The sequence below is a fragment of the Roseomonas sp. FDAARGOS_362 genome, from assembly GCF_002754815.1.
GTDB lineage: Bacteria > Pseudomonadota > Alphaproteobacteria > Acetobacterales > Acetobacteraceae > Roseomonas > Roseomonas mucosa.
Genome location: NZ_CP024588.1, coordinates 107,097 through 130,992, shown reverse-complemented (window position 1 = coordinate 130,992; position 23,896 = coordinate 107,097). Strand labels below are relative to the sequence as shown.

The following is a 23,896-nucleotide window of genomic DNA, read 5'->3' as shown; positions in this document are numbered from 1 at the left end:
CAGAGCGCCCCCCGGGGGAATTCACGGAAGCCTGAAAATATCTGTAGTAAAACAAAGTATTAATTGGTGATGTTGAGAACGGCGCGGAATGGTCCCGCCGGGCCTATTCCTCCCCCTGCGTTCCGGCCGCGCGGCGGCGGCCCCAGGGGCCCAGCACCCCCAGGATGATCCCGGCCGAGACCAGTGCCACCCCAGCCATCCCGCCGGGCTCCAGCGCCTCGCCCAGCAGCGGCCAGGCGGCGATGGCGGCCAGGGCGGGCACGAAGGCGGTGATGGTCGTGGCGGTCGCCGCCCCCAGCGCATTCACCGCCCGCGTGTAGAGGAAGCTCGCCATCACCGCCGCGATTACGCCCTGATAGGCGAATTGCCAGAGCACCGGCCCCCAGCCGATGGTCGGCAGGTTGCTGGGCAGGGCGAAGTACCAGAGCGGCAGGAAGACCGGCGCCGGCAGCAGCGAAACGGACAGCACCGCCGTCAGCGCCGGCACGCGCCAGCGCCGCACCAGCAGCGTGTAGACGGACCAGAACACCCCCGCGAGCAGGAATAGCAGGTCGCCGCGCCAGGCGCCCGGATGCTCGCCCAGCGTCGCCCCGGCCAGCAGCGCGATGCCGAGCGCCACCACCAGCAGGGACAGGACGCGCTGCCGCGACCAGCGCTCGCCGAGGAAAACAACCGCCAGGGCGGTGGTGACGAAGGGCAATGTGCCGATCAGCATCACCCCGGCATGGGCGGTCGGGGCATAGGCGAAGCCCGCATAGACGGGCAGCGCGTAGCCGAAGCCGGCGCAGAAGGCGAGCGCCGCGCCCCGGACCAGGGAAAGGCGTGGCCACCCCCGCCAGGCGACCACCGCAAGCCCGGCCAGCAGGCTGCCGGTGAAGCGCAGCGCCGCCATGTCGCCCGCGGTGAAGGCCTGCCTGGTCGAGAGCCGCCCGGACAGCAGGAAGCCCGACCAGCAGACCAGCACGCCCAGCATGCAGAGCAGCCCCAGACGCCACTCCCGGGCCGCCGCCGCGGGGTCGCGGGGCACACGCCCGGGCAGGGCTGCCTCCTCCGCCGACCCCGGGTGCTGCTGGGAGGGGCGCGGGATGGACGAGCGGGGTGGCAGGGGCCGGGCGGCGCAATCGGGCATGGCGGCCGAGACTGCGGCAGGTCAGCATCGCTGTCCATTCCCATGGGGGCGGCCTGCCCTGCCCAGCGCCACGGCGATGCTCCCCCACCGGCCCCCTTGCCATCTCCGGCCATGGCGCGGGACAAACCAGGACATGAGCCAGACCCTGCCGCGCCTCAGCCCTGGGGATTTCGTCGCCTCGCTGACCCTGCCGGATGCGCAGGGCGGGGCCTGGGACGCGACGCACCAGTCCATCGCCCACCTGCACCGCATCCTGCTGCTGCCGCCCTTCCCGGCGGAGGCGGCGCTGCTGGAGGCGGAGCGCGCGGCCCGTGCCCTCGGCGCCATGCTGGTGCTGGTGGAGGCGGCGCCGCCGGACGGCATCCTGCGCGAGGAAGCGCTGTCCCGCGTCTTCGATCCGGAACGGCAGCTCGCCGGCATGCTGGGCCTGGGGGCGGAGGGCGGCGCCGCGGTGCTGCTGGCGCGCGGCAAGATCGGCCATGTCGCCGCCGGCCCCGGGGCGCTGGAGGAGGTGCTCGACACGCTGGTGCCGCCCGCCCCGCCGGTGCTGCGCAGCGCCCCGGCCCCGGTGCTGATCATCCCCGACATCCTGGAGCCGGCGCTGATCTCCGCCCTGCTGCGGCACTGGCAGGCCGGGGAGAAGATGAAGGACCGCGTGGCCAGCGCCGCCGGCGCCGCCAGTGCCGCCGCCAGCATCAAGCGGCGCGCCGATGTCGCGCTGGACAACCGACAGCTCTATGCCAGTTTCGCCGAGCGCCTGAAGCGGCGCGTGCTGCCGGAGATGATGCGCGCCTTCCGCTTCCGCGCCGCCAGCTTCGAGCCGCCCCGCATCGGCTGCTACGATTCCGCGGATGCCGGGGCCTTTGGCGCGCATCGCGACAACCGCACACCCTTCACCCGGCACCGCCGCTTCGCGCTCAGCCTGAACCTCAACAGCCAGGGGATGGACTATGACGGCGGCACCATCGCCTTCCCCGAATTCGGCCCCGACCGGTATGCGCCGGAGGCCGGCGGCGGTGCGGTCTTCTGCTGCGACCTGCTGCACGAGGCCCTGCCGGTCACGCGCGGCCGCCGCTTCGCGATCTTCACCTTCCTCACCGATGCCGAGGGCGCGCAGGCGGAACAGGACATGATCCGCCAGCGTGGCGCCGGCCAGGGTGCCAACCTGGGGGGCGCCGTCCGGATGCAGGGCTGAACCGCCCCGGCCCGGCGCCCTCCCCGGCCGTCACGCGGCCCGGATCGCCCCCAGGAAGCTGCCCGCCTGGGCACGCAGGCTGGCCGCGCGCTCGGACAGGTCGCCGCTGGCGGCCATGATCTGCGCCGCCGCCGCGCCGGTCTGCTCCGCGGCACCCTGCACCTGGACGATGGCGTCGGCCACCATGCCGCTGCCCTCCGCCATCTGCGCCGCCGAGCGGGCGATCTCGCGCGTCGTGCTGCCCTGCTGCTCCACCGCCGCCGCGATGGCCGTGGCGATCTCGCTGGTGCGCTCCACCGTGCTGCCGATGCCCTGGATGGCGGAAACCGCCTCGGCCGTCGCCGACTGCATCTGGCCGATCTGCGCGGTGATCTCCTCGGTGGCGCGGGCGGTCTGCGCGGCCAGGCCCTTCACCTCCCCGGCGACCACCGCGAAGCCCTTGCCCGCTTCGCCGGCCCGCGCCGCCTCGATCGTCGCGTTCAGCGCCAGCAGGTTGGTCTGCCCCGCAATGTCGGAGATCAGCCGCACCACGTCGCCGATGCGTCCCGCGCTCTCGCTCAGCGAACGCACGATGGAATCGGTGGACTGCACCTCGCTCACCGCCTGCCCCGCCACGCTCGCGGCCTCGCCGACGCGGCGGGTGATCTCGTTGACACTGGCGGCCATCTCCTCCGCCGCCGCCGCCACCGCCTGCACGTCGGCGCTGGACTGGCGGGAGATCTCGGCCACTTGGCGGGCGCGGTCACCGGAATCCGCGGCGGAGGCGGAAACCGCCGCCACCGCCTGGCGCAGCTCGTCGGCCCGGCTGGCCACGCCCTCCACCTGGCGGCCCACCTCGCCCTCGAAGACATCGGCCAGCCTCGCCTGCTCCGTCGCCAGGGTCCAGCTCAGCATCGGCCCGACATAGCCGCCGGCGGCGTCGGTGATGGCGCTGGCCCGCAGGTCGAAGACCTCGTCGCCCAGCTTGATCCGGGTGCGGTGGGGCAGCCGCGCCGGGTCGGAAAGGATCGCACGCACCTCTCCGGGATGGTGGTGGAAGATGTCGATGCTCCGGCCCTTCACCGCCTCCGGCGCACAGGGCAGCACGCCGCGCAGCCGCTCCAGCAGCGCGACCATGCCCGCATTGACGTAGGTGATGCGGAACCCGTCCTTCGGGTCGGCGGTCATGATGCCGACCGGCAGCTGCTCGATCATCTGCCCGCGAGCGAAGGCGTCCCCCGCCACGGCGCGCAGCCGTTCCAGTGCCTGGGCGATCGCCCCGATCTCGTCGCGCCGGTTGCGGTCGGGCACGGGCCGACCCACGTCGCCGCCGGCGATGGCGGCGACCGCGCCGGCCAGGCGCCGCATCGGCGCCCCGATGGCGCGGGCACTGATCCAGCCGGAAACCGCCAGCAGCAGCGTCACGACGCCGCCCAGGATCAGCGGCAACTTCCACAGCCGCCGGATCGAGCCCGCCACCCCCGTATCCGCCTGCGCCACACGCTCCGCCAGGGCGTGGCCGGTGCTGTCGCCGAGCTCCCGCAGGGCCTGGGCGCCGGGTTGGATCCGCTGGGCCATGATGCCTTCCAGCGCCTCCCCGGCGCCCAGGATCTCGTCCGTCGCCGCGACCAGCTCGGCCGCGAGCTGGCCCGCCTTCCGCACATCCTCCTTCAAACGCTCGGCCATCGGCACGCTCAGCGCGGATTGCAGATGCACCCTCTGCTTCGCGATGGCGGAGCGGATGCGGCGCGTCTGCTGGGCGTCCTGCGTGGCCAGGAAGCGCTGGAGGCCGAAGCGGATGTCGTTCACCGCGTTCTGGAAGCTCGCCATCCGCTCCCGCAGCTCGGTGGCCGCGGAATTGCTGTCCGTATCGAACTCGACGGCGCTGAGCACGCTTTCCATCGTCTGGTCGATGGCGGCGCTGATGGGATAGAAGCGCCCGTCGCGCGCCTGCAACAGGCGCAGGCGGTTTTCGGCCATCTCGTCGACCGCGCCGGCATAGTCCCGCAGCAGCGTGGGCATTTCCGCCAGGCGCGCCTGCAACGCCTCCGGCAACTCGCGCAGGAGAGCCGGCCCCTGCTCCTCCGCCTGCCGCAGCAGTTGCCTCGCCCGCGCCTCGGCGTCCCGCACGGCGTCCCCGGTCTGTGCATCGCGCAGGGTGAGCGCCAGGGCCGGGACGGACTGGACCTTGCCGGACAGGTCGTTGAGGCGCAGCGAGGCCCTGTTGGCGCCGGAGAACTCGTCCGCCTGCCGGGCGATATTGCCGGCTTCCTGCCAGGTCACAGCCGGCAGCATCCCCAGAAGAAGCAGCGTCAGCCCGGCCGAGACCGCCAGTTTCCGTCCCACGGAAAGATCACGATACAGGCGCATTCACACTTTCACCCTTCAAATGGGCGAAGGATACCTCCGGGAAGGTGAAGGGCCGGTGAACGGCGGCACGGCTCCGTCACCAGACTCGTGATGCGCCATCCGAGCCGTATCAAAAAACGACCCCTATCTCGAACTTTGCATCGGTGGCAGTCTGCGCACACGGAATCCCGGCTCCGCCTCTCCCGGGGGCGGGCCTCCGTCACGCAGTGGAAGACGAGGCGCCATGCTGGAGGACTGGAAGCGGCAGCTGCACCTGTGGAGGCGCCAGGTCGTGCGCCCCGGGACGCAGCAGAACATGCAGGCGCTGCTCGTCACCCAGGCCGGGGCAAGGACCGCCCTCGGCATGATCGTGGTCGCGCTGACCGTGCTGGCCGTTCGGCTGATGGAGGATGCCTGCCGGCATTTCGGGCTGGATATCCTCGATACCGCCAGAACCTTCGTTCTTCTGGCCCCGTTTCCCTGAAACGGGCCTGCCGGGGGCATTCCGCCGGCGCGGAAGAGCCCTCCGGCCCCCGCCTCAGCCGGGCCTGCCGCCCCGCAGCAGGAACTCGCGCCCGACCTTGACCCGCGGCACCCCGTCATAGGCCACGATATCCGCCGTGGCGTAGGTCTCGCTCCAGCGATCGGGGATGAAGGAGCCGGTGCCGACGACATCGAGCGGCGCCCTGGCCTCCGACATCACGCGGCACTTGGCGACGGAGAAGCCGGAGGAGGCGATGATCCGCACCTTCGGGAAGCCGGCCTTGTCCAGCGCCTCCCGCATCCGCCAGATGGCGGCGGCGGAAACGCCGGTGCCGACCAGGAAGCGCAATTCCTCCTCGGTGCGGTAGCGGCGGATGGCGCCGGGCATGTTGCGCTCCAGCACCGCGTAGGATTCGCCGGGGTCGAGCGTTTCCAGGTAGCGGCCGCCATGCGTGTCCAGCCGCACGGAGATCCGGCCCGCGGCGGCGAGATCCGGGAAGCGACGGCAGACCTCCAGCCCGTCCGCGATCTCCCGGCCGAAATAGTCGGTCAGCACGGTCAGGTCGTCGTCCGGATAGGTCTCGCGGAACATCTCGGCGGCGCGCAGGGTGGAGCCGGCATAGCCGATCAGCGCATGCGGCATCGTGCCCAGCCCGGCCGGGGTGCCGAACCAGTGGGCGGTGGCGTTGCTGGCATTGCCGACGAAGCCGCGAGCGCCCTCCTTGCGGGCGGCGTCGCCGCCGACGGCGGCGGCATAGGCCATCATCTCCTGCATGTCGGCGCCGGCGCAGTGCCGCGCATCCATGGCCAGGAAGGGGATCCTCGGCAGTTCCAGGCACATCTGGTAGGCGTTGTGCGCGGCGACGCAGGGCGGCCCCACCTGCTGCAGCAGCAGCGTCTCCAGGTCCACCAGCCCCACGAAGGAGCCGGTGACGTAGAGCAGCGGATCGCCGGCGCCGACCCAGCTTCCCTCGGGGTGCATCAGGTCGATCTGCACCTCCAGCCCGCGCTCGGCCGTCACACGCCGCAGCCATTCCAGCGCGAGGCGCGGCGCGGAGATCACGGGCCGACGCAGGAAGACGGCATAGGTGACGCGGCAGTCGCCATGGGCCGTCACGATCGCCTTGGTGCGGTTGAAGTAGCTGTCGGTGCGGGCGGTGATCTCCGCCTCCATCTCCGCCCTGCTCGGGGCCGGTCCTGCCGGGGGCTCCGCCATGCCTCTGTCCTTCCCTCGATCCATCGTCCCGCGCGGCATGCCGTGGGCACCGCGCGCCTTCCCGGCTGACGCACCGCCCAGCCTGGCCCGGTGGACTGTGACATGCCGCCGGGAGGCCACCCATGCCGCCGGGGCGATGCAGATCCGCACCGCGCCCGGCAGGCCGAGCCGGGGGCCCGGGCTACCTGCCCAGGGCTACTGGGCCGCCTGGAGCGGCAGGCTGCTCGCGCCCGGACGACGCGCCTTCAGCTCCTCGGCCACCAGGAAGGCCAGTTCCAGCGACTGCTCCGCGTTCAGCCGCGGGTCGCAGGCCGTGGCGTAGGAGCGGGACAGGTCGGCCTCGGTCAGACGATGCGCGCCGCCCAGGCATTCCGTGACGTCGGCGCCCGTCATCTCCACATGCACGCCGCCGGGCCAGGTGCCCTCGGCCTGATGCACGTCGAAGAAGCTGCGGACCTCGCGCAGGATGGCGTCGAAGGAGCGGGTCTTGTAGCTGCCGGCCGGCACGGTGTTGCCGTGCATCGGGTCGGTGATCCAGGTGACCTTGCGTCCCTCCGCCTTCACCGCGCGCAGCAGCGGCGGCAGGTGCTGCTCCACCTTGCCGGCGCCCATGCGGGTGATCAGCGTCAGCCGCCCCGGCACGTTGCGCGGGTTCAGACGCTCGGTGAGCCGCAGCAGGTCCTCCACCGAGGTGGTCGGCCCGACCTTCAGCCCGATCGGATTGGCCACGCCGCTCAGGAACTCGACATGCGCCCCGTCCGGCTGCCGCGTGCGGTCGCCGATCCAGAGGAAATGCGCCGAGCAGGCATAGTGCCGGCGTGGATGCGTCGAGGGCTCGCGCGTCAGCGCCTGCTCGTAGCCGAGCAGCAGCGCCTCATGCGAGGTGTAGAACTCCGTCTCGTGGAGCTGCGGCGCGTTCTCCATGCCGCAGGCCCGCATGAAGCGCAGCGTCTCGTCGATGCGCGCCGCGAGGTCCTGGTAGCGTTCCGCCAGCGGCGAGCGCGCCACGAAGCCCAGGTTCCAGCGATGCACCTGGTTCAGGTCGGCGAAGCCGCCGGTGGCGAAGGCGCGCAGCAGGTTCAGCGTCGCGGCGGACTGGAGATAGGCGAATTCCATGCGCGCCGGATCGGGCACGCGCGCCGCGGCGGTGAATTCGGGCCCGTTGACGATGTCGCCGCGATAGGAGGGCAGCGTCTCGCCGTTGCGCGTTTCCGTGTCGGAGGAGCGGGGCTTGGCGAACTGCCCGGCCATGCGGCCCAGCTTCACCACGGGCAGGGAGGCGCCGAAGGTCAGCACCACCGCCATCTGCAACAGCACCTTGAAGGTGTCGCGGATGTTGTCGGCCCGGAAATCCGCGAAGGATTCCGCGCAGTCGCCGCCCTGGAGGATGAAGGCGCGGCCTTCCGCCGCATCGGCGAGGCGCGCCGTCAGCCGGTCTGCCTCCCCGGCAAAGACCAGCGGCGGAAAGGAGGCGAGCTTCGCCTCCGCGGCCGCGAGGTCGTTGCTATCGGGGTAGTCGGGCACCTGGCGGATCGGCATGTCGCGCCAGGATCCGGGGTGCCAGTCCTTGCTGGTCATCGTTGTGGCGCTTCCGTTTTCGGGGGCGGGACCATAGCGGCGGTTCCGGCCCCTGGGAAAGCCCCCCCTGGGAAAGCCCCCTTGGGAAAGCCCCCTTGGGAAAGCCTCCTTCCTCCCGGGGGCGGTCCCGCCTGCGGACTACACCTCCTCCCGGCCTTCTTCGTCCTGCATGTCCCCCGCCCGCCGGGCGGGGGAGCGGAGGGTGACGAATTCCTCGGCGGCGGTCGGATGGATGCCGATGGTGGCGTCGAGCTGCGCCTTGGTCAGCCCGTTCACCACCGCCACGGCGAAGCCCTGGAGGATCTCCGGCGAATCCTCGCCCAGCATGTGGATGCCGAGCAGGCGGTCGGTCCGCGCATCCACCACCACCTTCATCAGGCTACGCCGCCCTTCCCGCTTGCTGATCGTGTGGCGCATCGGGGTGAAGCGGGTGAGATAGATGTCGGTCGGCCCCCGCGCCGCGGCCTCCTCCTCGGTCAGGCCGACGCTGCCGATCGGCGGCGAGGAGAAGACGGCCTTGGGCACGTTGTCATAGGAGGCGCGGCGCGGCCGGCCACCGAACAGCGTGTCGGCCAGGGCATGACCCACCGCCGTCGCCATGGGCGTCAGGTTCAGCTTGTCGGTGACATCGCCCAGCGCGTAGATATGCGGGACGCTGGTGGCGTGGTCCTCGTCCACCACCACGGCGCCGCGCGCATCCACCGCCACCCCGGCCTCGGCCAGCCCCAGGCCCTGGGTGGCCGGTTCGCGCCCGACCGCCACCAGCACGGCATCGGCTTCCAGCACCCGGCCGGAGGCGAGGTTCACGATCCGCCCGTCACCCGCCGGACCGAAGCCGGTGATGGTCTCGCCCGGGTTGATCTTGATGCCCTGGGCGATGAGCGCCTCGGCCAGCCCTTCCCGCAGTTCCTGGTCGAAGCCGCGCAGGGGCCATTTCTGGCGGTAGGTCAGCACCACCTCCGAACCCAGCGCGTGCAGCAGCCCGGCGAACTCGACACCGATATAGCCGCCACCGACGATGATGATCTTCTCCGGCCGCTTCTCCAGGGTGAAGAGGTCGTCCGAGATCATCACGCAGTCGATGCCCGGCAGGTCCGGCCGGATCGGACGGCCGCCCACGGCGATGACGATGCGCTCCGCGGTCACCCGCTCCTCGCCCACCTGCAGGGTGTGCGCGTCGATGAAGCGGGCATGCGCCTCGAAGACCTGGGCGCCGTTGCCCTCCAGCAGCCGGCGGTAGATGCCGTTGAGGCGCGCGACCTCCTTGTCCCGCGCCTCCTTCAGCACCGACCAGTCATGGCCGCGCTTCTCGATGTCCCAGCCGAAGGCCGCCGCATCCGCCGCCCACTGGCCGTATTCCGCCGCCTGCACCATGATCTTCTTGGGCACGCAGCCGACATTGACGCAGGTGCCGCCCCAGAAGCGGCTCTCGGCGATGCCCACCCGCGCGCCATGGCCGGCGGCGATCCGGGCGCAGCGCACGCCGGCACTGCCGCCGCCGATCACGAAAAGGTCGAAGTCGTAGGAGGACATCCGGAATCCTTGGCTGGAGGTCTGGGGGCTGAGAGGCTGGGAGGGTTCTCTGTTCCGCCGCCCTAGGTCGGGCCTTCCGGCGCCCGGGGCAAGACCCGGCCCCACGCCCGGCCGGAGACCGGGGCCGCGTCGCGGGCGGGTCAGGCCTGCCGGCGCCGGACTCATACGAACGGTGGCTTCCCCTGCGCCTCCACCTGCTCCCGGGGGTCGAGCCGCAGAATAACGGTCACCACCAGAGCCAACGAAAGGCCAGAGCCTGAGGACCAGCTTCCGTCCCCGGCGGAGAGGGGGTCCGGTGGGAGAGGCAGGGCCTCTCCCACCGGCGACCGGCCACGAAGCGCAGCGCAGGGACCGTCCGTATCAGCCCGCCGCCAGCCAGACCGCCGCGTTGCCGGGCAGCCCGACCTCGCCCTCCGGCAGCAGGCTGGCGGCGAGGAGGCGGCCTTCCGGCAGGGGCACCGGGGTCTTGCCCAGATTGATGACGACCCGCACCGCCCCGTTGCGCAGCGCCAGCACGGAAGGCGGGGAGGCTTCCCAGACCAGATCCCCCTGCCCCAGCCCATGCTCCCGGCGCAGGCGCAGCAGATGGCGGTAGAGTTCCAGGGTGGAGCCCGGCACGCCCTCCTGCCGGTCCACGGCATAGGCGCGGAAACCCTCCGGCTGCGGCAGCCAGGTCGCTCCGGCCGGGCTGAAGCCGAAGCCCGGTGCCTCCGCCTCCCAGGGGATCGGCACCCGGCAGCCGTCGCGGCCGGTCTCCACCCCGCCGGTGCGGAAGAAGGAGGGGTCCTGGCGGTGGCGGGCCTCCAGCGTCGTGTGCTCCGGCAGGCCCAGTTCCTCGCCCTGGTAGATATAGGCCGAGCCCGGCAGGGCCAGGGTCAGCAGCGCCATGGCGCGGGCACGTCGCAGGCCCAGCGCCTCGTCCGGCTGCTCGCCCGCCGCATCGATGCCGAGCGGGCGGGAGCCCGGCACGGCCAGCCCGTAGCGGGAGGCATGGCGCACCGTGTCGTGGTTGGACAGGACCCAGGTGGTCGGCGCGCCGACGGCGGCGGCGGCCCCGAGGGAGCCGTCGATCACCCGCCGCAGCTCCGCCGCGTCCCAGAGCGCGGTCAGGTAGTCGAAGTTGAAGGCCTGCTGCATCTCGTCCGGGCGCACGTAGCGGGCGAGGCGGGACGGCGGCTTCACCCAGGCCTCTGCCACCATCATCCGATCGCCGGGATAGGAGGCCAGCACCCGGTGCCAGTCGCGGTAGATCTCGTGCACCCCCTCCTGGTCCCACATCGGCCCCATGTCGCGACGCTCCTCGCCCTCGATCATGGTGGCCTGGCCGCTCCATTCCGGCAGGCCCGGCGCCTTGACCAGCCCATGCGCGACATCGACGCGAAAGCCGTCCACGCCCCGGTCGAGCCAGAAGCGCAGGATGCTCTCGAACTCGGCGCGGACCTCCGGATGCGTCCAGTCGAAATCCGGCTGCCGCCGGTCGAAGAGATGCAGGTACCACTGCGTGTCGCCGGGCGCGCGCGACCAGGCGGAGCCGCCGAAGACGCTGCGCCAGTCGTTGGGCGGCACATCGCCGGCGGGACCGCGTCCGTCGCGGAAGATGTAGCATGCGCGCTCCGGGCTGCCGGCCGGGGTGCGGAGGGCGGCCTGGAACCAGGGATGCTCGTCCGAGCTGTGGTTGGGCACCAGGTCCACGATCACCCGCAGCCCCAGCGCATGGGCCCGCTCCAGCAGGCGGTCGAAATCCGCCAGCGTGCCGAAGAGCGGGTCCACGGCCCGGTAGTCCGCCACGTCATAGCCGCCATCGGCCTGCGGCGAGCGGTAGAAGGGCGAGAGCCAGACCGCATCCACCCCGAGCCGCGCCACATGGGGCAGCCGGGCCGCGATGCCCGGCAAATCACCCATGCCGTCGCCGTCGGAATCCGCGAAGGAGCGCGGGTAGATCTGGTAGATCACGGCCGAGCGCCACCACTCGGCGCCGGGATGACTGGCGGAAGGAAGGGCCGCGGTCGCGACTTGGTCCATGCCGGTCGTCCTGCTTGCTTGGTTCTGCTGCGCCCAACACCCGCCATGCCGTTGGGTTGAGGCGAAACCGGGGTGGCCACCGCCCCTGGGTTTTGTTGCAGCGCAACATGGAGGGCGCCGGTGCGGGATCAAGACCGCTGCCGGCCCGGCGGTCCGCAGGCTGGAAGCGAAACCTTGCCGGTCCTTCTGGCGAACCGCTCCACCCCTTCGGCAATCTCGGCACCAAGCGGCCGGAATGGAGGGGCACCTGCTGCGCCTTCACGCGAAAGAGGCCCAGTTCCAAGGCATATTGCCTATCCCTTTACCGGGCCGCCCTTCTCGGCCGAGGCCATTCCCCGGCACGAGCCTTGCTAACCGATTGTTCCAGCATCGCATCCGGCGGCCCTCCCGGGACCGCCAGGAACCAAGGAAAACAGGGAGTTGCCGATGTCGGGACGCATGGAGGCCAGGGCTGGCCGGGTGGGCACGGGTCCGCATCCGGTGGACCGGATGCTGCCGCTGCCGAAACTGGTGCCGCTCGCGCTCCAGCACGTGCTGGTCATGTATGCGGGCGCCGTGGCCGTGCCGTTGATCATCGGGCGGGCGCTGAACCTCGCCCCCCAGGAAGTCGCCTTTCTGATCTCGGCGGACCTCTTCGCCTGCGGCCTCGCGACGCTGGTGCAGTGCCTGGGCTTCCCCGGCTTCGGCATCCGCCTGCCGGTGATGATGGGCGTGACCTTCGCCGCCGTGGGACCGATGCTGTCCATGGCCGCCGCGCCCGATGTCGGGCTGCTGGGCATCTACGGCTCGGTGATCGCGGCCGGCATCTTCGGGGTGCTGGTGGCGCCCTTCGTCAGCCGGCTTCTGCCGCTCTTCCCGCCCGTGGTCACGGGCACGATCATCCTGGTGATCGGCATCTCGCTGATGCGGGTGGGCATCAACTGGGCCGGCGGCGGGCTGCCCATGCTGACGCGCGTCGTCGACGGCGTGCCCTATTCCTATGCCAACCCGAATTACGGCCAGCTCACCGGGCTGGGCATCGCGCTCTTCGTGCTGCTGGTGATCCTGGCGCTGATCAAGTGGGGGCGCGGCTTCGTGGCCAATGTCGCGGTGCTGCTGGGCATCGTCGCGGGCTCGGTGCTGGCCAGCCTGATGGGGGTGATGCATTTCGAGCGCGTCCTGGCCGCCCCCTGGTTCGCGGTGGTGACGCCCTTCCACTTCGGGATGCCGACCTTCCACCTCGTGCCCATCGTCACGATGTGCATCGTGATGGTCGTGGTGATGATCGAATCGCTGGGCATGTTCCTGGCCCTGGGCGAGATGACCGATCGCCCCGTGGACCAGGATGCGCTGAGCCGCGGGCTGCGCGCCGACGGCCTCGGCACGCTGCTGGGCGGCATCTTCAACACCTTCCCCTACACCTCCTTCTCGCAGAATGTCGGGCTGGTGGGCGTGACCGGTGTGCGCTCGCGCTGGGTGACGGTGGGCGCCGGCGTGATCATGCTCGCCCTGGGCCTGCTTCCGAAGATGTCGGCGCTGGTGGAGGCCGTGCCGCAGGTCGTTCTCGGCGGCGCCGGGCTGGTGATGTTCGGCATGGTGGCGGCCACCGGCGCACGCATCCTCACCCATGTCGATTTCCGCAACAACCAGAACAATCTCTTCGTCGTCGCCCTGTCCGTGGGCTTCGGCATGATCCCGCTGACGGCCCCGAACTTCTTCCGCGCCCTGCCGCACGAGCTGCACCCGCTGCTGGAATCTGGCATCCTCCTGGCCTCCATCGTCGCAGTGTCCCTGAACGCCTTCTTCAACGGCCTGGGCAGCCGCGAGCACGCCCGCAGCGAGGCCACCACGGCAGCCGCGGCGGCGGAACACGTCTGATACGGGCGGCGGGCTGCCGGTCGCGCTTCACGCCCGGACGTCGCGCCGCCCCCGCCCCCCCCTTTTCCGCCAGGAACCTGGTCAAACGTACAGGTTTGACCCTGGACCTCCCGCCCGCCGGCCCCGGCTGACGCGAGAGCCGGCCCCTTGCCACCGGACCACGCCGCTGCCCTGCCGGCCTGGCGGATTGACCTCGCCCGTCGCAGGCGACAGCCTCCCCGCCACGCAGCGGAGGAACCCCGATGGCCGACGAGAAACTGGTCCTGTCGGAGCGGCAGGGGCGGGTGGGCCTGATCACGCTCGACCGTCCCAAGGCGCTCAACGCACTCAGCGATTCGCTGATGGCGCAGCTTGGCGAGGCGCTGCTCGCCTTCGATGCCGACGAGGAGGTCGGCGCCATCGTGCTGACCGGCAGTGAGCGCGCCTTTGCCGCCGGGGCCGATATCCGGGAGATGAAGGACCGCCGCTTTCCGGACGTGTACCGGAACGACTTCATCGGCCAGCGCTGGGAAACGATCCTGCAGGTGCGCAAGCCGGTCATCGCGGCGGTGGCGGGCCATGCGCTGGGCGGTGGCTGCGAGCTGGCGATGATGTGCGACATGATCGTCGCCGCCGACACGGCGAAGTTCGGCCAGCCGGAGATCAATATCGGCATTCTGCCCGGCGCCGGCGGCACGCAGCGGCTGACCCGGGCCGTGGGCAAGTCCAAGGCCATGGACCTGATCCTGACCGCAAGGATCATGGACGCCGCGGAGGCCGAGCGCAGCGGGCTGGTGGCGCGGGTGGTCCCGGCGGCGGAGCTGCTGCCTCAGGTCCTGGAGATGGCGGCGCGGATCGCCGCCCTGCCCCCGACCTCGGTCGCCATGGCCAAGGCCGCCGTCAACGCCGCCTTCGAGACCACGCTGCGCGAGGGCGTGCGGCTGGAGCGCCAGCTCTTCCTGAGCCTCTTCGGCACGGCGGGGCAGGTCGAGGGCATGGCCGCCTTCGTCGAGAAGCGGAAGCCCGATTTCGGGCGCGGCTGACCGCCCGCCGGCCGGACGGCGGCCAGCCGCGGGCAGCACAGCCATGCGGGCCTTTCGCCGGCGTCCGGTTCGGGGAGAGTTCCCCCCAGGCGCGCCCATCCCGGGAGCTGCCCCAAGGAACGTGCCAGGAGACGTACCAGGGTGGCCAGGCGGCCGGCCACCCGGCGGGCACCACCACCCCTCCTGCGAGGGGCTTTGCGGTTGACTTCGCAGCCGGTCGGGGTCTAGAAGCCCCGACCTTCTGCTGTCCCCCTTGGTCCTGTCCTGGAGGGTGGCGGCGTTCCACAGACAGATCGGCAGTCAGTACAGCTCATGGCGAACACGCCCTCTGCGCGTAAGCGCATCCGTCAGACCGAGAAGCGCAACGCGCGCAACACCGCCCGCCGCTCCCGCGTGCGCACCTTCCTGCGCAAGCTCGAGGACGCGCTGGCTGCGGGCGACAAGAGCCAGGCCCAGGCCGCCTTCCAGGCCTTCCAGCCCGAGATGATGCGCGCCGTCACGAAGGGCGTCCTGCACGCCAACACCGTGGGCCGCAAGCTCTCCCGCCTGTCCGCCCGCGTGAAGGCGCTGGGCGCGACGGCGCAGGGCTAAAAATTCGATCACACCTTCAGTAGGTGTGTTGACGGCCCGGATCGTTCTGATTCGGGCCGTAATTTTTGCAGGCTTTTCAAGGCAGTTAGCCGACGAGGCTAAGACGTCATCCGAATTCGGGTTGGTGCTCCATAGCTTCGTTGCAACAGTGTGACTCCGGAGTCGGAGCGCCGCTCTGACTCTTCTTGATCGGTTCCGGGCTTCGCGCTGTTGTGCCCCTCCCACCCTGGCCGGGGGCTCTGCGCGAGGCTCTCCTCCCCCCTCCCGGGGGCGGCGGGTCCGGCCGGGGTCAGGCCAGAATGTCCGGTCCTGTCGGCCGGTCGAGGGAGAGCGGCGCGAGCCGCGGTTCGGAGAGAGGATGCGGATGCTCATGCAGCAGGAAGACCTCGGCGGCACCTCTCCCGCCCTCTCCGGCGCCAACCTGGATTCCTCCAACGTCACCGAAGCCTGGACGCGCATCCGCGGCCGCCTGCGCGAGGAAATCGGCGAGATCGAGTACCGCACCTGGATGCGCCAGATGACGCTGGCAGCCATCGAGGGCGAGGAGGCCGTGGTGCAGGTGCCCTCGCGCTTCCTGCGCGACTGGCTGCGCAGCCAGTACGGGGACCGGCTGCGCGCGCTCTGGCAGGCCGAGAACCTGGGCGTTCGCCGGGTGGATATCCGCGTGGCCCCGGCACCGGCACCCGATGGCGCGGCGGTGGATGGCGAGGCCATGCCGCGCGCCGTGCCGGAGCCGGCACGCCCGGCCGAGGCCCGCGCGGCCGATTCCCGCAGTGCCGACCCCCGCAACGACTGGGCCGCGCCGCTCGATCCGCGCTTCACCTTCGACAGCTTCGTGGTCGGCAAGCCGAACGAGTTCGCCTATGCCTGCGCCCGCCGCGTGGCGGAGAAACCGGCGAGCCCGGGCTTCAACCCGCTCTTCCTCTATGGCGGCGTCGGGCTGGGCAAGACGCACCTGATGCACTCGATCGCCTGGGCGCTGCGCGAGCCGGGCCTCGACCGCTCGGTGGCCTATATGTCCGCCGAGAAGTTCATGTACCGCTTCATCGCGGCGCTGCGCTCGCAGAGCACGATGGAGTTCAAGGAGAGCCTCCGTTCCGTCGACGTGCTGATGATCGACGACCTGCAGTTCCTGATCGGCAAGGACAACACGCAGGAGGAGTTCTTCCACACCTTCAACGCGCTGGTGGATGCCGGCAAGCAGATCGTGGTCTCGGCCGACAAGTCGCCCTCCGACCTGTCGGGGCTGGAGGACCGGCTGCGCACGCGGCTCGGCTGCGGCATGGTGGCCGATATCCACGCCACCACCTACGAGCTGCGGATCTCGATCCTGGAGGCCAAGGCACAGGCGGCGGGCATCCCCGTGCCGGCGCGGGTGCTGGAATACCTCGCGCACAAGATCACCTCGAACGTGCGGGAGCTGGAGGGCGCGCTGAACCGGCTGATCGCCCATTCCGGCCTGTTCGGCCGCCCGGTGACGCTGGAAAGCTGCCAGGAGGTCCTGCACGACATCCTGCGCGCCCATGATCGCCGCGTGACGATCGAGGAGATCCAGAAGCGGGTCGCCGAGCACTACAACATGCGCCTCGCCGACATGTCCTCGGCCCGCCGGGCGCGCAACGTGGCGCGGCCGCGCCAGGTGGCGATGTACCTGGCCAAGCAGCTCACCTCGCGCTCCCTGCCCGAGATTGGCCGCAAGTTCGGCAACCGCGACCACACCACGGTCATGCACGCCGTGGCCAAGGTGCAGGAGCTGATGCAGCAGGATGCCGGCTTCGCCGAGGATGTCGAGCTGCTGCGGCGCATGCTGGAGACCTGACCCCCCCACGCCCCCGCTCCGGTGCCCCGCCTAGCCCGCCCGTCCTGCCGGGCCACGCCGAAATGCGGCCGGTGGCCCCGCTTCCCCGGGTTTGGGCGGGGTGATAGGAATGTCTCCTTGTCAACACTGGGTCCCTGGCTCCGGGGCCCCCAACAGCTATCGAGGATAGGCGCCGATGAAGTTCACGGTGGACCGGGCGGTGCTGCTGAAGGCGCTCGCGCATGTCCAGAGCGTCGTCGAGCGTCGCAACACCATCCCCATCCTGGCCAACGTCCTGCTGGAGGCCGCGGAAGGCCGTCTGACGCTGACCGCCACCGACATGGAGATCGCGGTGGTGGAGGAGATCACCACCGGTGTCGAGGTGACGCAGCCGGGCCGCTGCACCGCACCGGCGGCGACGCTCTACGAGATCGCGCGCAAGCTGGGCGACGGGCTGAAGGTGGAGTTCGACCAGGCGGGTGGCGACGCGCCGCTGGGCCTGCGCGCCGGGCGCTACGTGACCTCGCTGATGGTGCTGCCGGTCGAGGACTTCCCGGCGATGACGGAAGGCAAGCTGCCGCATCGCTTCGTCCTGCCCGCCGCGACGCTGCGCGAGCTGGTGGACCGCACCCGCTTCGCCATCTCCACCGAGGAGACGCGCTACTACCTGAACGGCATCTACCTGCATGTGGCCGAGGGCGAGGGCGGCAAGGTGCTGCGCGCCGTGGCGACCGACGGGCACCGCCTCGCCCGTGTCGAGGCGCCGCTGCCTGAAGGCGCCTCGGGCATGCCGGGGGTGATCGTGCCGCGCAAGACGGTGGGTGAGGTGCGGAAGCTGGCCGACGAGGCCTCGGGTGAGGAGGCGACGGTCGAGGTGCGCCTTTCCGACACCAAGATCCAGTTCCGCCTGGGCCCGGTGACGCTGACCTCGAAGCTGATCGACGGCACCTTCCCGGAATACGAGCGCGTCATCCCCAAGGGGAACGACAAGGAGCTCAAGGTTGATCGCGCCCTCTTCGCCCAGGCGGTGGACCGGGTGGCGGCGATCTCCTCCGAGCGTTCCCGGCCGGTGAAGCTGGCGCTGGGCAAGAACCAGCTCGTCCTCACCGCCTCCTCCCCCGAGCAGGGGCAGGCACGCGAGGAGCTGGATGCGGATGCCGTCAGCTACGCCTCCACGCCGCTGGAGATCGGCTTCCAGGCCCGCTACCTGAAGGACATCACCGACCAGGTGCAGGGCCAGGTGGTGTTCCGCTTCTCGGACGGCTCCGCCCCCACCATCGTGCAGGACGAGGACAAGGCCAGCGCGCTCTACGTGCTGATGCCGATGCGGGTCTGACCCGCCCTTCCCTGCCTCCCGCACGGATTGTCCGGGCGCCGCCACGTCGCCATCTGTGATGGCGACGTGGCGGCCCGCTCCCGCCGGAACCCGCTCCCCCTTCCCCGCGCCCGGGGAAGCAGGCCGGTCCGGCCCCGGGAGCGTGGCGCCGCCCCCAGGAAGCCTTCGGGACCCGCTTGACCCTTCCTCTCCAGAACGCCCCGCCCGGCCTGCGCCTGACACGGCTGATGCTGCGGGATTTCCGCAGCCATGCCGCGACGGATCTGCGCCTGGAGTCGCCGCTGGTGGTGGTGGCGGGGGAGAACGGCACCGGCAAGACCAACCTGCTGGAAGCGATCAGCCTGCTGGGCCCCGGGCGGGGGTTGCGGGGGGCGCGCAACCTCGACTTCTGCCGCCGCGCGGCGGAGGGCGCCCTGCCCTGGGCCGTCAGCGGCCGTTTCGAGGCGCCACACGGCCCCTTCGACCTCGGCACCGGCACGCCGCCGGAAGGGCCGATGGACAAGCGCGTGCTGCGGCTCAACGACGGGCCGGTGCGCTCCCAGGCGGAGCTCGGCGCGCTGGTCGCCGCGGTCTGGCTGACGCCGCAGATGGACCGGCTCTTCCAGGAGGGTGCCTCCGGCCGCCGCCGCTTCCTCGACCGCCTGGCCTGGGCGCTGGAGCCCGGCCATGCGCGCGAGGTCGCGGGCTACGAGACCGCCATGGCCGGGCGCAACCGCCTGCTCTCCGAAGGCCGGCGTGACCCGGCCTGGATCGCCTCGCTGGAGGATGCCATGGCCCGGCACGGCGTGGCCGTGGCCGCCGCGCGCCGCGCCCTGATCGCCCGGCTGAACGCGGCGCTGGAGGCGGGCACCGCCGGCGCCTTCCCGGCCGCCCGCTGCGCCCTGTCCTGCGAGATCGCCGCGATGCTGGAGGAACAGCCCGCCCTGGCGGTGGAGGATGCGCTGCGCGAGCGCCTCGCCATCAACCGGGGGCGCGATGCGTCGGCGGGGCTGGCGACGGAGGGCCCGCACCGCTGCGACCTGCTGCTGCGCCACCTGCCGCGCGACCTGCCGGCCGAGATCTGCTCGACCGGCGAGCAGAAGGCGCTGCTGGTTTCCGTGATCCTGGCCCATGCCGCGCTGATCGCCGCCGCGCGCGGCTTCGCCCCCCTGCTGCTGCTGGACGAGGTGGCGGCGCATCTCGATGCGGCCCGCCGCGTGGCGCTGTTCGAGGCACTGGCCGCCCTGCCGGCGCAGTGCTTCCTGACGGGCACGGACCCGGAGGTCTTCGCGCCTCTCCAGGGCCGTTCCCAGGCCTTTCTGGCCGGCCACCAGGGCCTGTGCGCCGCCTGATCTTTCCTCACCCCGCTCGGGCCTGTCCTGGCTGGCGGAAAATCCAGCTTTGCCAAGGGAAAAGCCGAGGATTCCCGATGCGGCGGGGCCCCGGAATCCCTATATTGGGCGGGAGCTTCGACTACGGTTTTCCGAAAGGTTCCAGCACCTGATGTCCGACCCCGCGCTTCCAGAACAGTCCCCTTCCGGCCAGGAGGGCGGGGAAGCCTATGACAGTGCCTCCATCACCGTGCTGCGTGGCCTGGACGCCGTCCGCAAGCGACCGGGCATGTATATCGGCGACACGGATGACGGCTCGGGCCTGCACCACATGGTCTTCGAGATCGTCGACAACTCCGTGGACGAGGCCCAGGCGGGCTACGCCACCCATGTCGATGTGGTGATCAACGCCGACGGCTCCGTCACCGTCACCGATGATGGCCGCGGCATCCCCGTGGACCTGCATGTGGAGGAAGGCATCTCCGCCGCCGAGGTGGTGCTGACGCGGCTGCATGCGGGCGGCAAGTTCAACCAGAACTCCTACAAGGTTTCCGGCGGCCTGCACGGTGTCGGCGCGGCGGTGGTGAACGCCCTGTCCGAGCGGATGGAGGCACGCATCTGGAAGAATGGGCGCGAGCACGTGATCCGCTTCGCGCATGGCGATACGGTGGCGCCGCTGGAGGATATCGGCCCCTCCGGCCATCCCACAGGCACGCAGGTCACCTTCAAGCCCAGCGCCGCGACCTTCTCGAAGACCGATTTCGACTACGAGCGGCTGGAGAAGCGGCTGCGCGAGCTGGCCTTCCTCAATTCCGGCCTCCGCATCACGTTGCAGGACGACCGGCCCGTGGAAGGTACCGCGGAAGGCGCGGCCGAGCCGCGCCGCACGGTCTTCCACTACGAGGGCGGGCTTGCCGCCTTCGTCGAATATCTCGACCGTTCCAACAAGCCGATCTTCTCGCCCCCTGCCGCCGCGACCGGCGAGCAGACGGTGGAGCGCAACGGCGAGAGCAAGACGATCCGCGTCGAGTTCGCGCTGCGCTGGACCGACAGCTTCCACGAGACCATGCACTGCTTCACCAACAACATCCCGCAGCGGGATGGCGGCTCGCACCTCGCGGGCTTCCGCCAGGCGCTGACGCGGGTGCTGGGCAAGGTGGCGGAGCAGGCGGCGAAGAAGGACAAGACCGCGCTGTCCGGCGAGGACATGCGCGAGGGGCTGACCGCCGTGCTCTCGGTGAAGGTGCCGGACCCGAAATTCTCCTCCCAGACCAAGGAGAAGCTCGTTTCCTCCGAGGTGCAGCCGGTGGTGCACTCGGTCGTCGCCGATGCGCTGGACCATTGGTTCGAGACGCACCCCAAGGAAGCCAACGAGATCGTCCGCAAGTGCCTCGATGCCGCCGCGGCGCGCGAGGCCGCCCGCAAGGCGCGCGACCTGACGCGGCGCAAGGGCGTGCTCGACATCTCCTCCCTGCCCGGCAAGCTCGCCGATTGCCAGGAGCGCGACCCGAGCAAGGCGGAGATCTTCATCGTCGAGGGTGACTCGGCCGGCGGCTCCGCCAAGCAGGGCCGCGACCGTGCCTTCCAGGCGATCCTGCCGCTGCGCGGCAAGGTGTTGAACGTCGAGCGCGCGCGCTTCGACAAGATGCTGTCCTCGGAGCAGATCGGCACGCTGATCACCGCACTGGGCGCCGGCATCGGCCCCGACCCGGCGAATGGTGGCTTCGACCCGGCCAAGCTGCGCTACGGCAAGATCTGCATCATGACCGACGCGGACGTGGACGGCTCCCACATCCGCACGCTGCTGCTGACCTTCTTCTTCCGGCAGATGCCGGAACTGATCGAGCGCGGGCATCTCTTCATCGCCCAGGCACCGCTCTATCGCGCCAAGCGCGGCAGTGAGGAACGCTACCTCAAGGACGATGCGGCGATGGAGGAGTACCTGCTGGAGAAGGCGCTGCACAACGCGGCGATGACGCTCAGCGACGGCACGGCGCTGGAGGGTGAGGCGCTGCGCGAGGAGGTACAGAAGCTGCGCGAGGTGTCGCGTCGCATCCGCCGCGCCTCCGGCAACCTGCCGCTCTGGATCGGTGAGCAGGCGGCGCTCGCCGGTGCCATGGCCGTGGCCAATGACGGTCAGGCGGCGCAGGCCCTGGCGCGGCGGCTGAACGAGCTGTCGCTGGAAACGGAGCGCGGCTGGTCCGCCTCGCTGGACGAGGCCGGGCTCAAGCTGGGCCGCACCGTTCGCGGCGTGGCCGAGCGCTATTCCCTGGAACCGGCCCTGTTGCGCGGCGCCGACGCGCTCTGGCTGGAGGAGCGGCGGGAGTCCCTGGCCGGGCGCTACGGCAGCGGCGTCACCCTGCGCTTCGAGGGGCGCGAGGACCGTTCGGCCGGTCCGCTCTCGGCGCTGGACCGCGTCTTCCAGCAGGGCCGCAAGGGCCTGACCATCCAGCGCTTCAAGGGGCTGGGCGAGATGAACCCGGACCAGCTCTGGAAAACCACGCTGGACCCGGCGGCGCGCACCATGCTGCGGGTGAAGGTGGATGACGCCGACGAGGCCGGGCAGATCTTCGCCACGCTGATGGGCGACGTGGTCGAGCCGCGCCGCGAATTCATCGTCGGCAATGCGCTGAAGGTGGCGAACCTGGACGTCTGACGCCCGCCCTGCCCATCGCGGCGGACAGGACGACCGATACCGGCAGGGCCGGGCCTTCCGGGGCCCGGCCTTTTTCCTGCCCATCCGGCTGGAAAGGGCAAAGAACCTCTTTTTGTAAGATCATTCCAAAATTTAGTCCAAAACTGTCTCTGAAAGGTGCATAAGCCTCGTGGGGGAGATGCGATGGACCGTCAGGGACGAGAAGATCGCCATTCAGAAGGGCCGAGGCACCGAGCCTGCCTTCGGTTGGCGACCCGCCTTGCGCTTCTGCTGCCGGGCCTCCTCCTGCCCGTTCTTCCGCCGGCCCTCGCGACGGCGCCGGCCCAGGACAATGCCGTGGCCGCCCTGCCGGTCCAGGCTTCTCCCGGTCGCACGGGGGCCAACGCTTCCTTCGAGGCGCTGATGCGCGCCGGGGATCAGGCGATGCTGCGCGGCGACGTGTCCCGCGCCCGGGCCATCTACCAGCGGGCCGTGTCGCTCGACCCGCAATCCTCCGCCGCCTGCCTTTCCCTGGGCTCCACCTACGACCCGAACATGCTGGCCACGATCGAGGCCCGGGGCGGCGGGCTGATCGACGCAGCCAAGGCCCGCGAGTGGTACGAGCGCGCGCGGGCGCTGGGCCATCCCGCCGCCGACCGCGTGCTGGGACGGCTGCCATGATGCGGCGGCCCGCGCGCCACGAAAGGAACCCGGCACCATGAACCGCCGAAACCTGCTGGCCGGGCTGGCCGGCGGCCTCGCCCTTCGCGCGGCCGCCGCCGACGCGCAGGCCCTGCCCCCGCTCGTGCCCCCTTCCGGGGCCGCCGCGCCGCTGCGCAACGACGACACGCTGGGCATCATGGCCGCCGGGCTGGACGGGACCTATATCCGCTTCGCCGACGATATCTCCAACGTGCTCGACGGGGTGGAGGGGCTGCGCATCCTGGCCATGATCGGGCGCGGCTCGCTGCAGAACCTGTCGGACCTGCTCTACCTGCCCCGGGTGGATCTCGCCTTCGTGCAGTCGGACGTGCTGGCCGCGGCCGCGCAGCAGCGGCTCTTCTCCGGCCTGCAACAGCAGGTGAGCTACATCGCCAAGCTCTATGACGAGGAAGTGCACGTCTTCGCCCGCCCCGGCATCGCGCGGCTGGAGGATCTCGCCGGACGCCGGGTGAATGTGGAAAGCCGCCAGTCCGGCACGGCGATGACGGCGCAGTTCCTCTTCGCGCAGCTCGGCCTGCGGGTGCAGACGGTGAACCTGCCCTCGAACGATGCCACGGAACTGCTGCGCCGGGGCGAAATCGACGCGCTGGTGCGCATCGCCGGCAAGCCGGCGCGCTTCTCCACCCCTCTGCCCGAAGGGACGCGGCTCCTGCCGATCCCGCTGTCCGACCCGCTGCTGGAGGCCTATCTCCCCGGCACCTTCACGGCGCGCGACTATCCCGGCCTGATCCCGGAGGGCGAGAGCGTGGACACGGTGGCGGTGGGCGCGGTCCTTGCCTGCTACAACCACCAGATCCCGATCCGGCGCGAGCGGCTGCAACGCTTCTCCCGGGCCTTCACGCAGAAATTCGATGCCTTCCTGCAGCCACCACGGCACCCGAAATGGCGCGACGTGAACCTCTCCGCGATGCTGCCGGGCTGGACCCGCTTCGATCCGGCGCCGCAGGCCGCGCCTGTCGCCGCCCCCCCGGCATCCCGTTCCCGGCAAGCGGCGCGCTCCCGCCTTCCGGCCGGTTTCGCAGCGGACTGACGGCACAGCCGGCCCCTCGCCGCCGGGAACCACGGAGGTTGCGGGCATCCTTTCCGGAGCAAATCTTTCTATGGTCGCAATTAAGGCCTGGGATCATGAAAATCGCACCG

17 protein-coding genes are annotated in these 23,896 nt (G+C 70.9%); 11 read left to right on the top strand and 6 right to left on the bottom strand.

Going from position 1 to position 23,896, the window contains the following annotated elements:
• Positions 1-103 precede the first annotated feature (103 nt).
• A complete protein-coding gene (locus CTJ15_RS05350; RefSeq protein ID WP_226946050.1) occupies positions 104-1,129 on the bottom strand; it encodes a DMT family transporter in 1,026 nt (341 codons plus the stop codon).
• Positions 1,130-1,262: 133 nt separating this feature from the next.
• Between CTJ15_RS05350 and CTJ15_RS05345 the strand changes: the two genes are divergently transcribed.
• On the top strand, positions 1,263-2,324 hold the full coding sequence (locus CTJ15_RS05345; protein ID WP_099781291.1) for a 2OG-Fe(II) oxygenase: 1,062 nt from the start codon (positions 1,263-1,265) through the stop codon (positions 2,322-2,324).
• Positions 2,325-2,354: 30 nt separating this feature from the next.
• Here CTJ15_RS05345 and CTJ15_RS05340 read toward each other — a convergent pair whose 3' ends face one another.
• A complete protein-coding gene (locus CTJ15_RS05340) occupies positions 2,355-4,673 on the bottom strand; it encodes a methyl-accepting chemotaxis protein (RefSeq protein ID WP_099781290.1) in 2,319 nt (772 codons plus the stop codon).
• A 223-nt stretch (positions 4,674-4,896) separates the two neighbouring features.
• Here CTJ15_RS05340 and CTJ15_RS05335 point away from each other — a divergent pair, with 223 nt between their 5' ends.
• Complete coding sequence (locus CTJ15_RS05335; RefSeq protein ID WP_019460943.1) at positions 4,897-5,136, top strand: hypothetical protein; 240 nt, start codon at positions 4,897-4,899, stop codon at positions 5,134-5,136.
• Positions 5,137-5,190: 54 nt separating this feature from the next.
• On the opposite strand, the gene CTJ15_RS05330 is transcribed toward CTJ15_RS05335, so the two are convergent.
• From CTJ15_RS05330 to CTJ15_RS05315, 4 genes are all read right to left on the bottom strand, one after another.
• The gene (locus CTJ15_RS05330; RefSeq protein WP_026033152.1) at positions 5,191-6,351 is read right to left on the bottom strand and encodes a nicotinate phosphoribosyltransferase; all 1,161 of its coding nucleotides are present in this window, start codon (positions 6,349-6,351) and stop codon (positions 5,191-5,193) included.
• 195 nt (positions 6,352-6,546) lie between these two features.
• Positions 6,547-7,929, bottom strand: a complete 1,383-nt coding sequence (locus tag CTJ15_RS05325) for a class II 3-deoxy-7-phosphoheptulonate synthase (protein WP_019460941.1) — start codon at positions 7,927-7,929, stop codon at positions 6,547-6,549.
• A 138-nt stretch (positions 7,930-8,067) separates the two neighbouring features.
• Positions 8,068-9,462, bottom strand: a complete 1,395-nt coding sequence (gene gorA, locus CTJ15_RS05320; protein WP_099781289.1) for a glutathione-disulfide reductase — start codon at positions 9,460-9,462, stop codon at positions 8,068-8,070.
• A gap of 360 nt (positions 9,463-9,822) precedes the next feature.
• A complete protein-coding gene (locus tag CTJ15_RS05315) occupies positions 9,823-11,484 on the bottom strand; it encodes a glycoside hydrolase family 13 protein (RefSeq protein ID WP_019460939.1) in 1,662 nt (553 codons plus the stop codon).
• 426 nt (positions 11,485-11,910) lie between these two features.
• On the opposite strand from CTJ15_RS05315, the gene CTJ15_RS05310 reads away from it, so the two are divergent.
• From CTJ15_RS05310 to CTJ15_RS05270, 9 genes are all read left to right on the top strand, one after another.
• Complete coding sequence (locus tag CTJ15_RS05310) at positions 11,911-13,341, top strand: nucleobase:cation symporter-2 family protein (protein WP_202801191.1); 1,431 nt, start codon at positions 11,911-11,913, stop codon at positions 13,339-13,341.
• 242 nt (positions 13,342-13,583) lie between these two features.
• Entirely contained in the window at positions 13,584-14,363 is a 780-nt protein-coding gene (locus CTJ15_RS05305; RefSeq protein ID WP_075822060.1) for an enoyl-CoA hydratase, read from the top strand.
• A gap of 312 nt (positions 14,364-14,675) precedes the next feature.
• Positions 14,676-14,954, top strand: a complete 279-nt coding sequence (gene rpsT / locus CTJ15_RS05300) for a 30S ribosomal protein S20 (protein WP_075822061.1) — start codon at positions 14,676-14,678, stop codon at positions 14,952-14,954.
• A 364-nt stretch (positions 14,955-15,318) separates the two neighbouring features.
• Complete coding sequence (gene dnaA / locus CTJ15_RS05295) at positions 15,319-16,773, top strand: chromosomal replication initiator protein DnaA (protein ID WP_019460935.1); 1,455 nt, start codon at positions 15,319-15,321, stop codon at positions 16,771-16,773.
• A gap of 175 nt (positions 16,774-16,948) precedes the next feature.
• Positions 16,949-18,088 (top strand): DNA polymerase III subunit beta, encoded by a 1,140-nt coding sequence (dnaN, locus tag CTJ15_RS05290; protein ID WP_019460934.1) that lies wholly within the window; start codon positions 16,949-16,951, stop codon positions 18,086-18,088.
• A gap of 176 nt (positions 18,089-18,264) precedes the next feature.
• Positions 18,265-19,419 (top strand): DNA replication/repair protein RecF, encoded by a 1,155-nt coding sequence (gene recF / locus CTJ15_RS05285; RefSeq protein ID WP_099781288.1) that lies wholly within the window; start codon positions 18,265-18,267, stop codon positions 19,417-19,419.
• Positions 19,420-19,570: 151 nt separating this feature from the next.
• Positions 19,571-22,054, top strand: a complete 2,484-nt coding sequence (gene gyrB / locus CTJ15_RS05280) for a DNA topoisomerase (ATP-hydrolyzing) subunit B (RefSeq protein ID WP_019460932.1) — start codon at positions 19,571-19,573, stop codon at positions 22,052-22,054.
• A gap of 246 nt (positions 22,055-22,300) precedes the next feature.
• On the top strand, positions 22,301-22,714 hold the full coding sequence (locus CTJ15_RS05275; protein WP_019460931.1) for a hypothetical protein: 414 nt from the start codon (positions 22,301-22,303) through the stop codon (positions 22,712-22,714).
• A 37-nt stretch (positions 22,715-22,751) separates the two neighbouring features.
• Positions 22,752-23,786, top strand: a complete 1,035-nt coding sequence (locus CTJ15_RS05270) for a TAXI family TRAP transporter solute-binding subunit (protein WP_099781287.1) — start codon at positions 22,752-22,754, stop codon at positions 23,784-23,786.
• Positions 23,787-23,896 lie beyond the last annotated feature (110 nt).

Coding starts and splice junctions, on each gene's coding strand:
- CTJ15_RS05350 (WP_226946050.1), bottom strand. CDS start 1,129: ATGCCCGATTGCGCCGCCCGGCCCCTGCCACCCCGCTCGTCCATCCCG.
- CTJ15_RS05345 (WP_099781291.1), top strand. CDS start 1,263: ATGAGCCAGACCCTGCCGCGCCTCAGCCCTGGGGATTTCGTCGCCTCG.
- CTJ15_RS05340 (WP_099781290.1), bottom strand. CDS start 4,673: ATGCGCCTGTATCGTGATCTTTCCGTGGGACGGAAACTGGCGGTCTCG.
- CTJ15_RS05335 (WP_019460943.1), top strand. CDS start 4,897: ATGCTGGAGGACTGGAAGCGGCAGCTGCACCTGTGGAGGCGCCAGGTC.
- CTJ15_RS05330 (WP_026033152.1), bottom strand. CDS start 6,351: ATGGCGGAGCCCCCGGCAGGACCGGCCCCGAGCAGGGCGGAGATGGAG.
- CTJ15_RS05325 (WP_019460941.1), bottom strand. CDS start 7,929: ATGACCAGCAAGGACTGGCACCCCGGATCCTGGCGCGACATGCCGATC.
- gorA (WP_099781289.1), bottom strand. CDS start 9,462: ATGTCCTCCTACGACTTCGACCTTTTCGTGATCGGCGGCGGCAGTGCC.
- CTJ15_RS05315 (WP_019460939.1), bottom strand. CDS start 11,484: ATGGACCAAGTCGCGACCGCGGCCCTTCCTTCCGCCAGTCATCCCGGC.
- CTJ15_RS05310 (WP_202801191.1), top strand. CDS start 11,911: ATGTCGGGACGCATGGAGGCCAGGGCTGGCCGGGTGGGCACGGGTCCG.
- CTJ15_RS05305 (WP_075822060.1), top strand. CDS start 13,584: ATGGCCGACGAGAAACTGGTCCTGTCGGAGCGGCAGGGGCGGGTGGGC.
- rpsT (WP_075822061.1), top strand. CDS start 14,676: ATGGCGAACACGCCCTCTGCGCGTAAGCGCATCCGTCAGACCGAGAAG.
- dnaA (WP_019460935.1), top strand. CDS start 15,319: ATGCTCATGCAGCAGGAAGACCTCGGCGGCACCTCTCCCGCCCTCTCC.
- dnaN (WP_019460934.1), top strand. CDS start 16,949: ATGAAGTTCACGGTGGACCGGGCGGTGCTGCTGAAGGCGCTCGCGCAT.
- gyrB (WP_019460932.1), top strand. CDS start 19,571: ATGTCCGACCCCGCGCTTCCAGAACAGTCCCCTTCCGGCCAGGAGGGC.
- CTJ15_RS05270 (WP_099781287.1), top strand. CDS start 22,752: ATGAACCGCCGAAACCTGCTGGCCGGGCTGGCCGGCGGCCTCGCCCTT.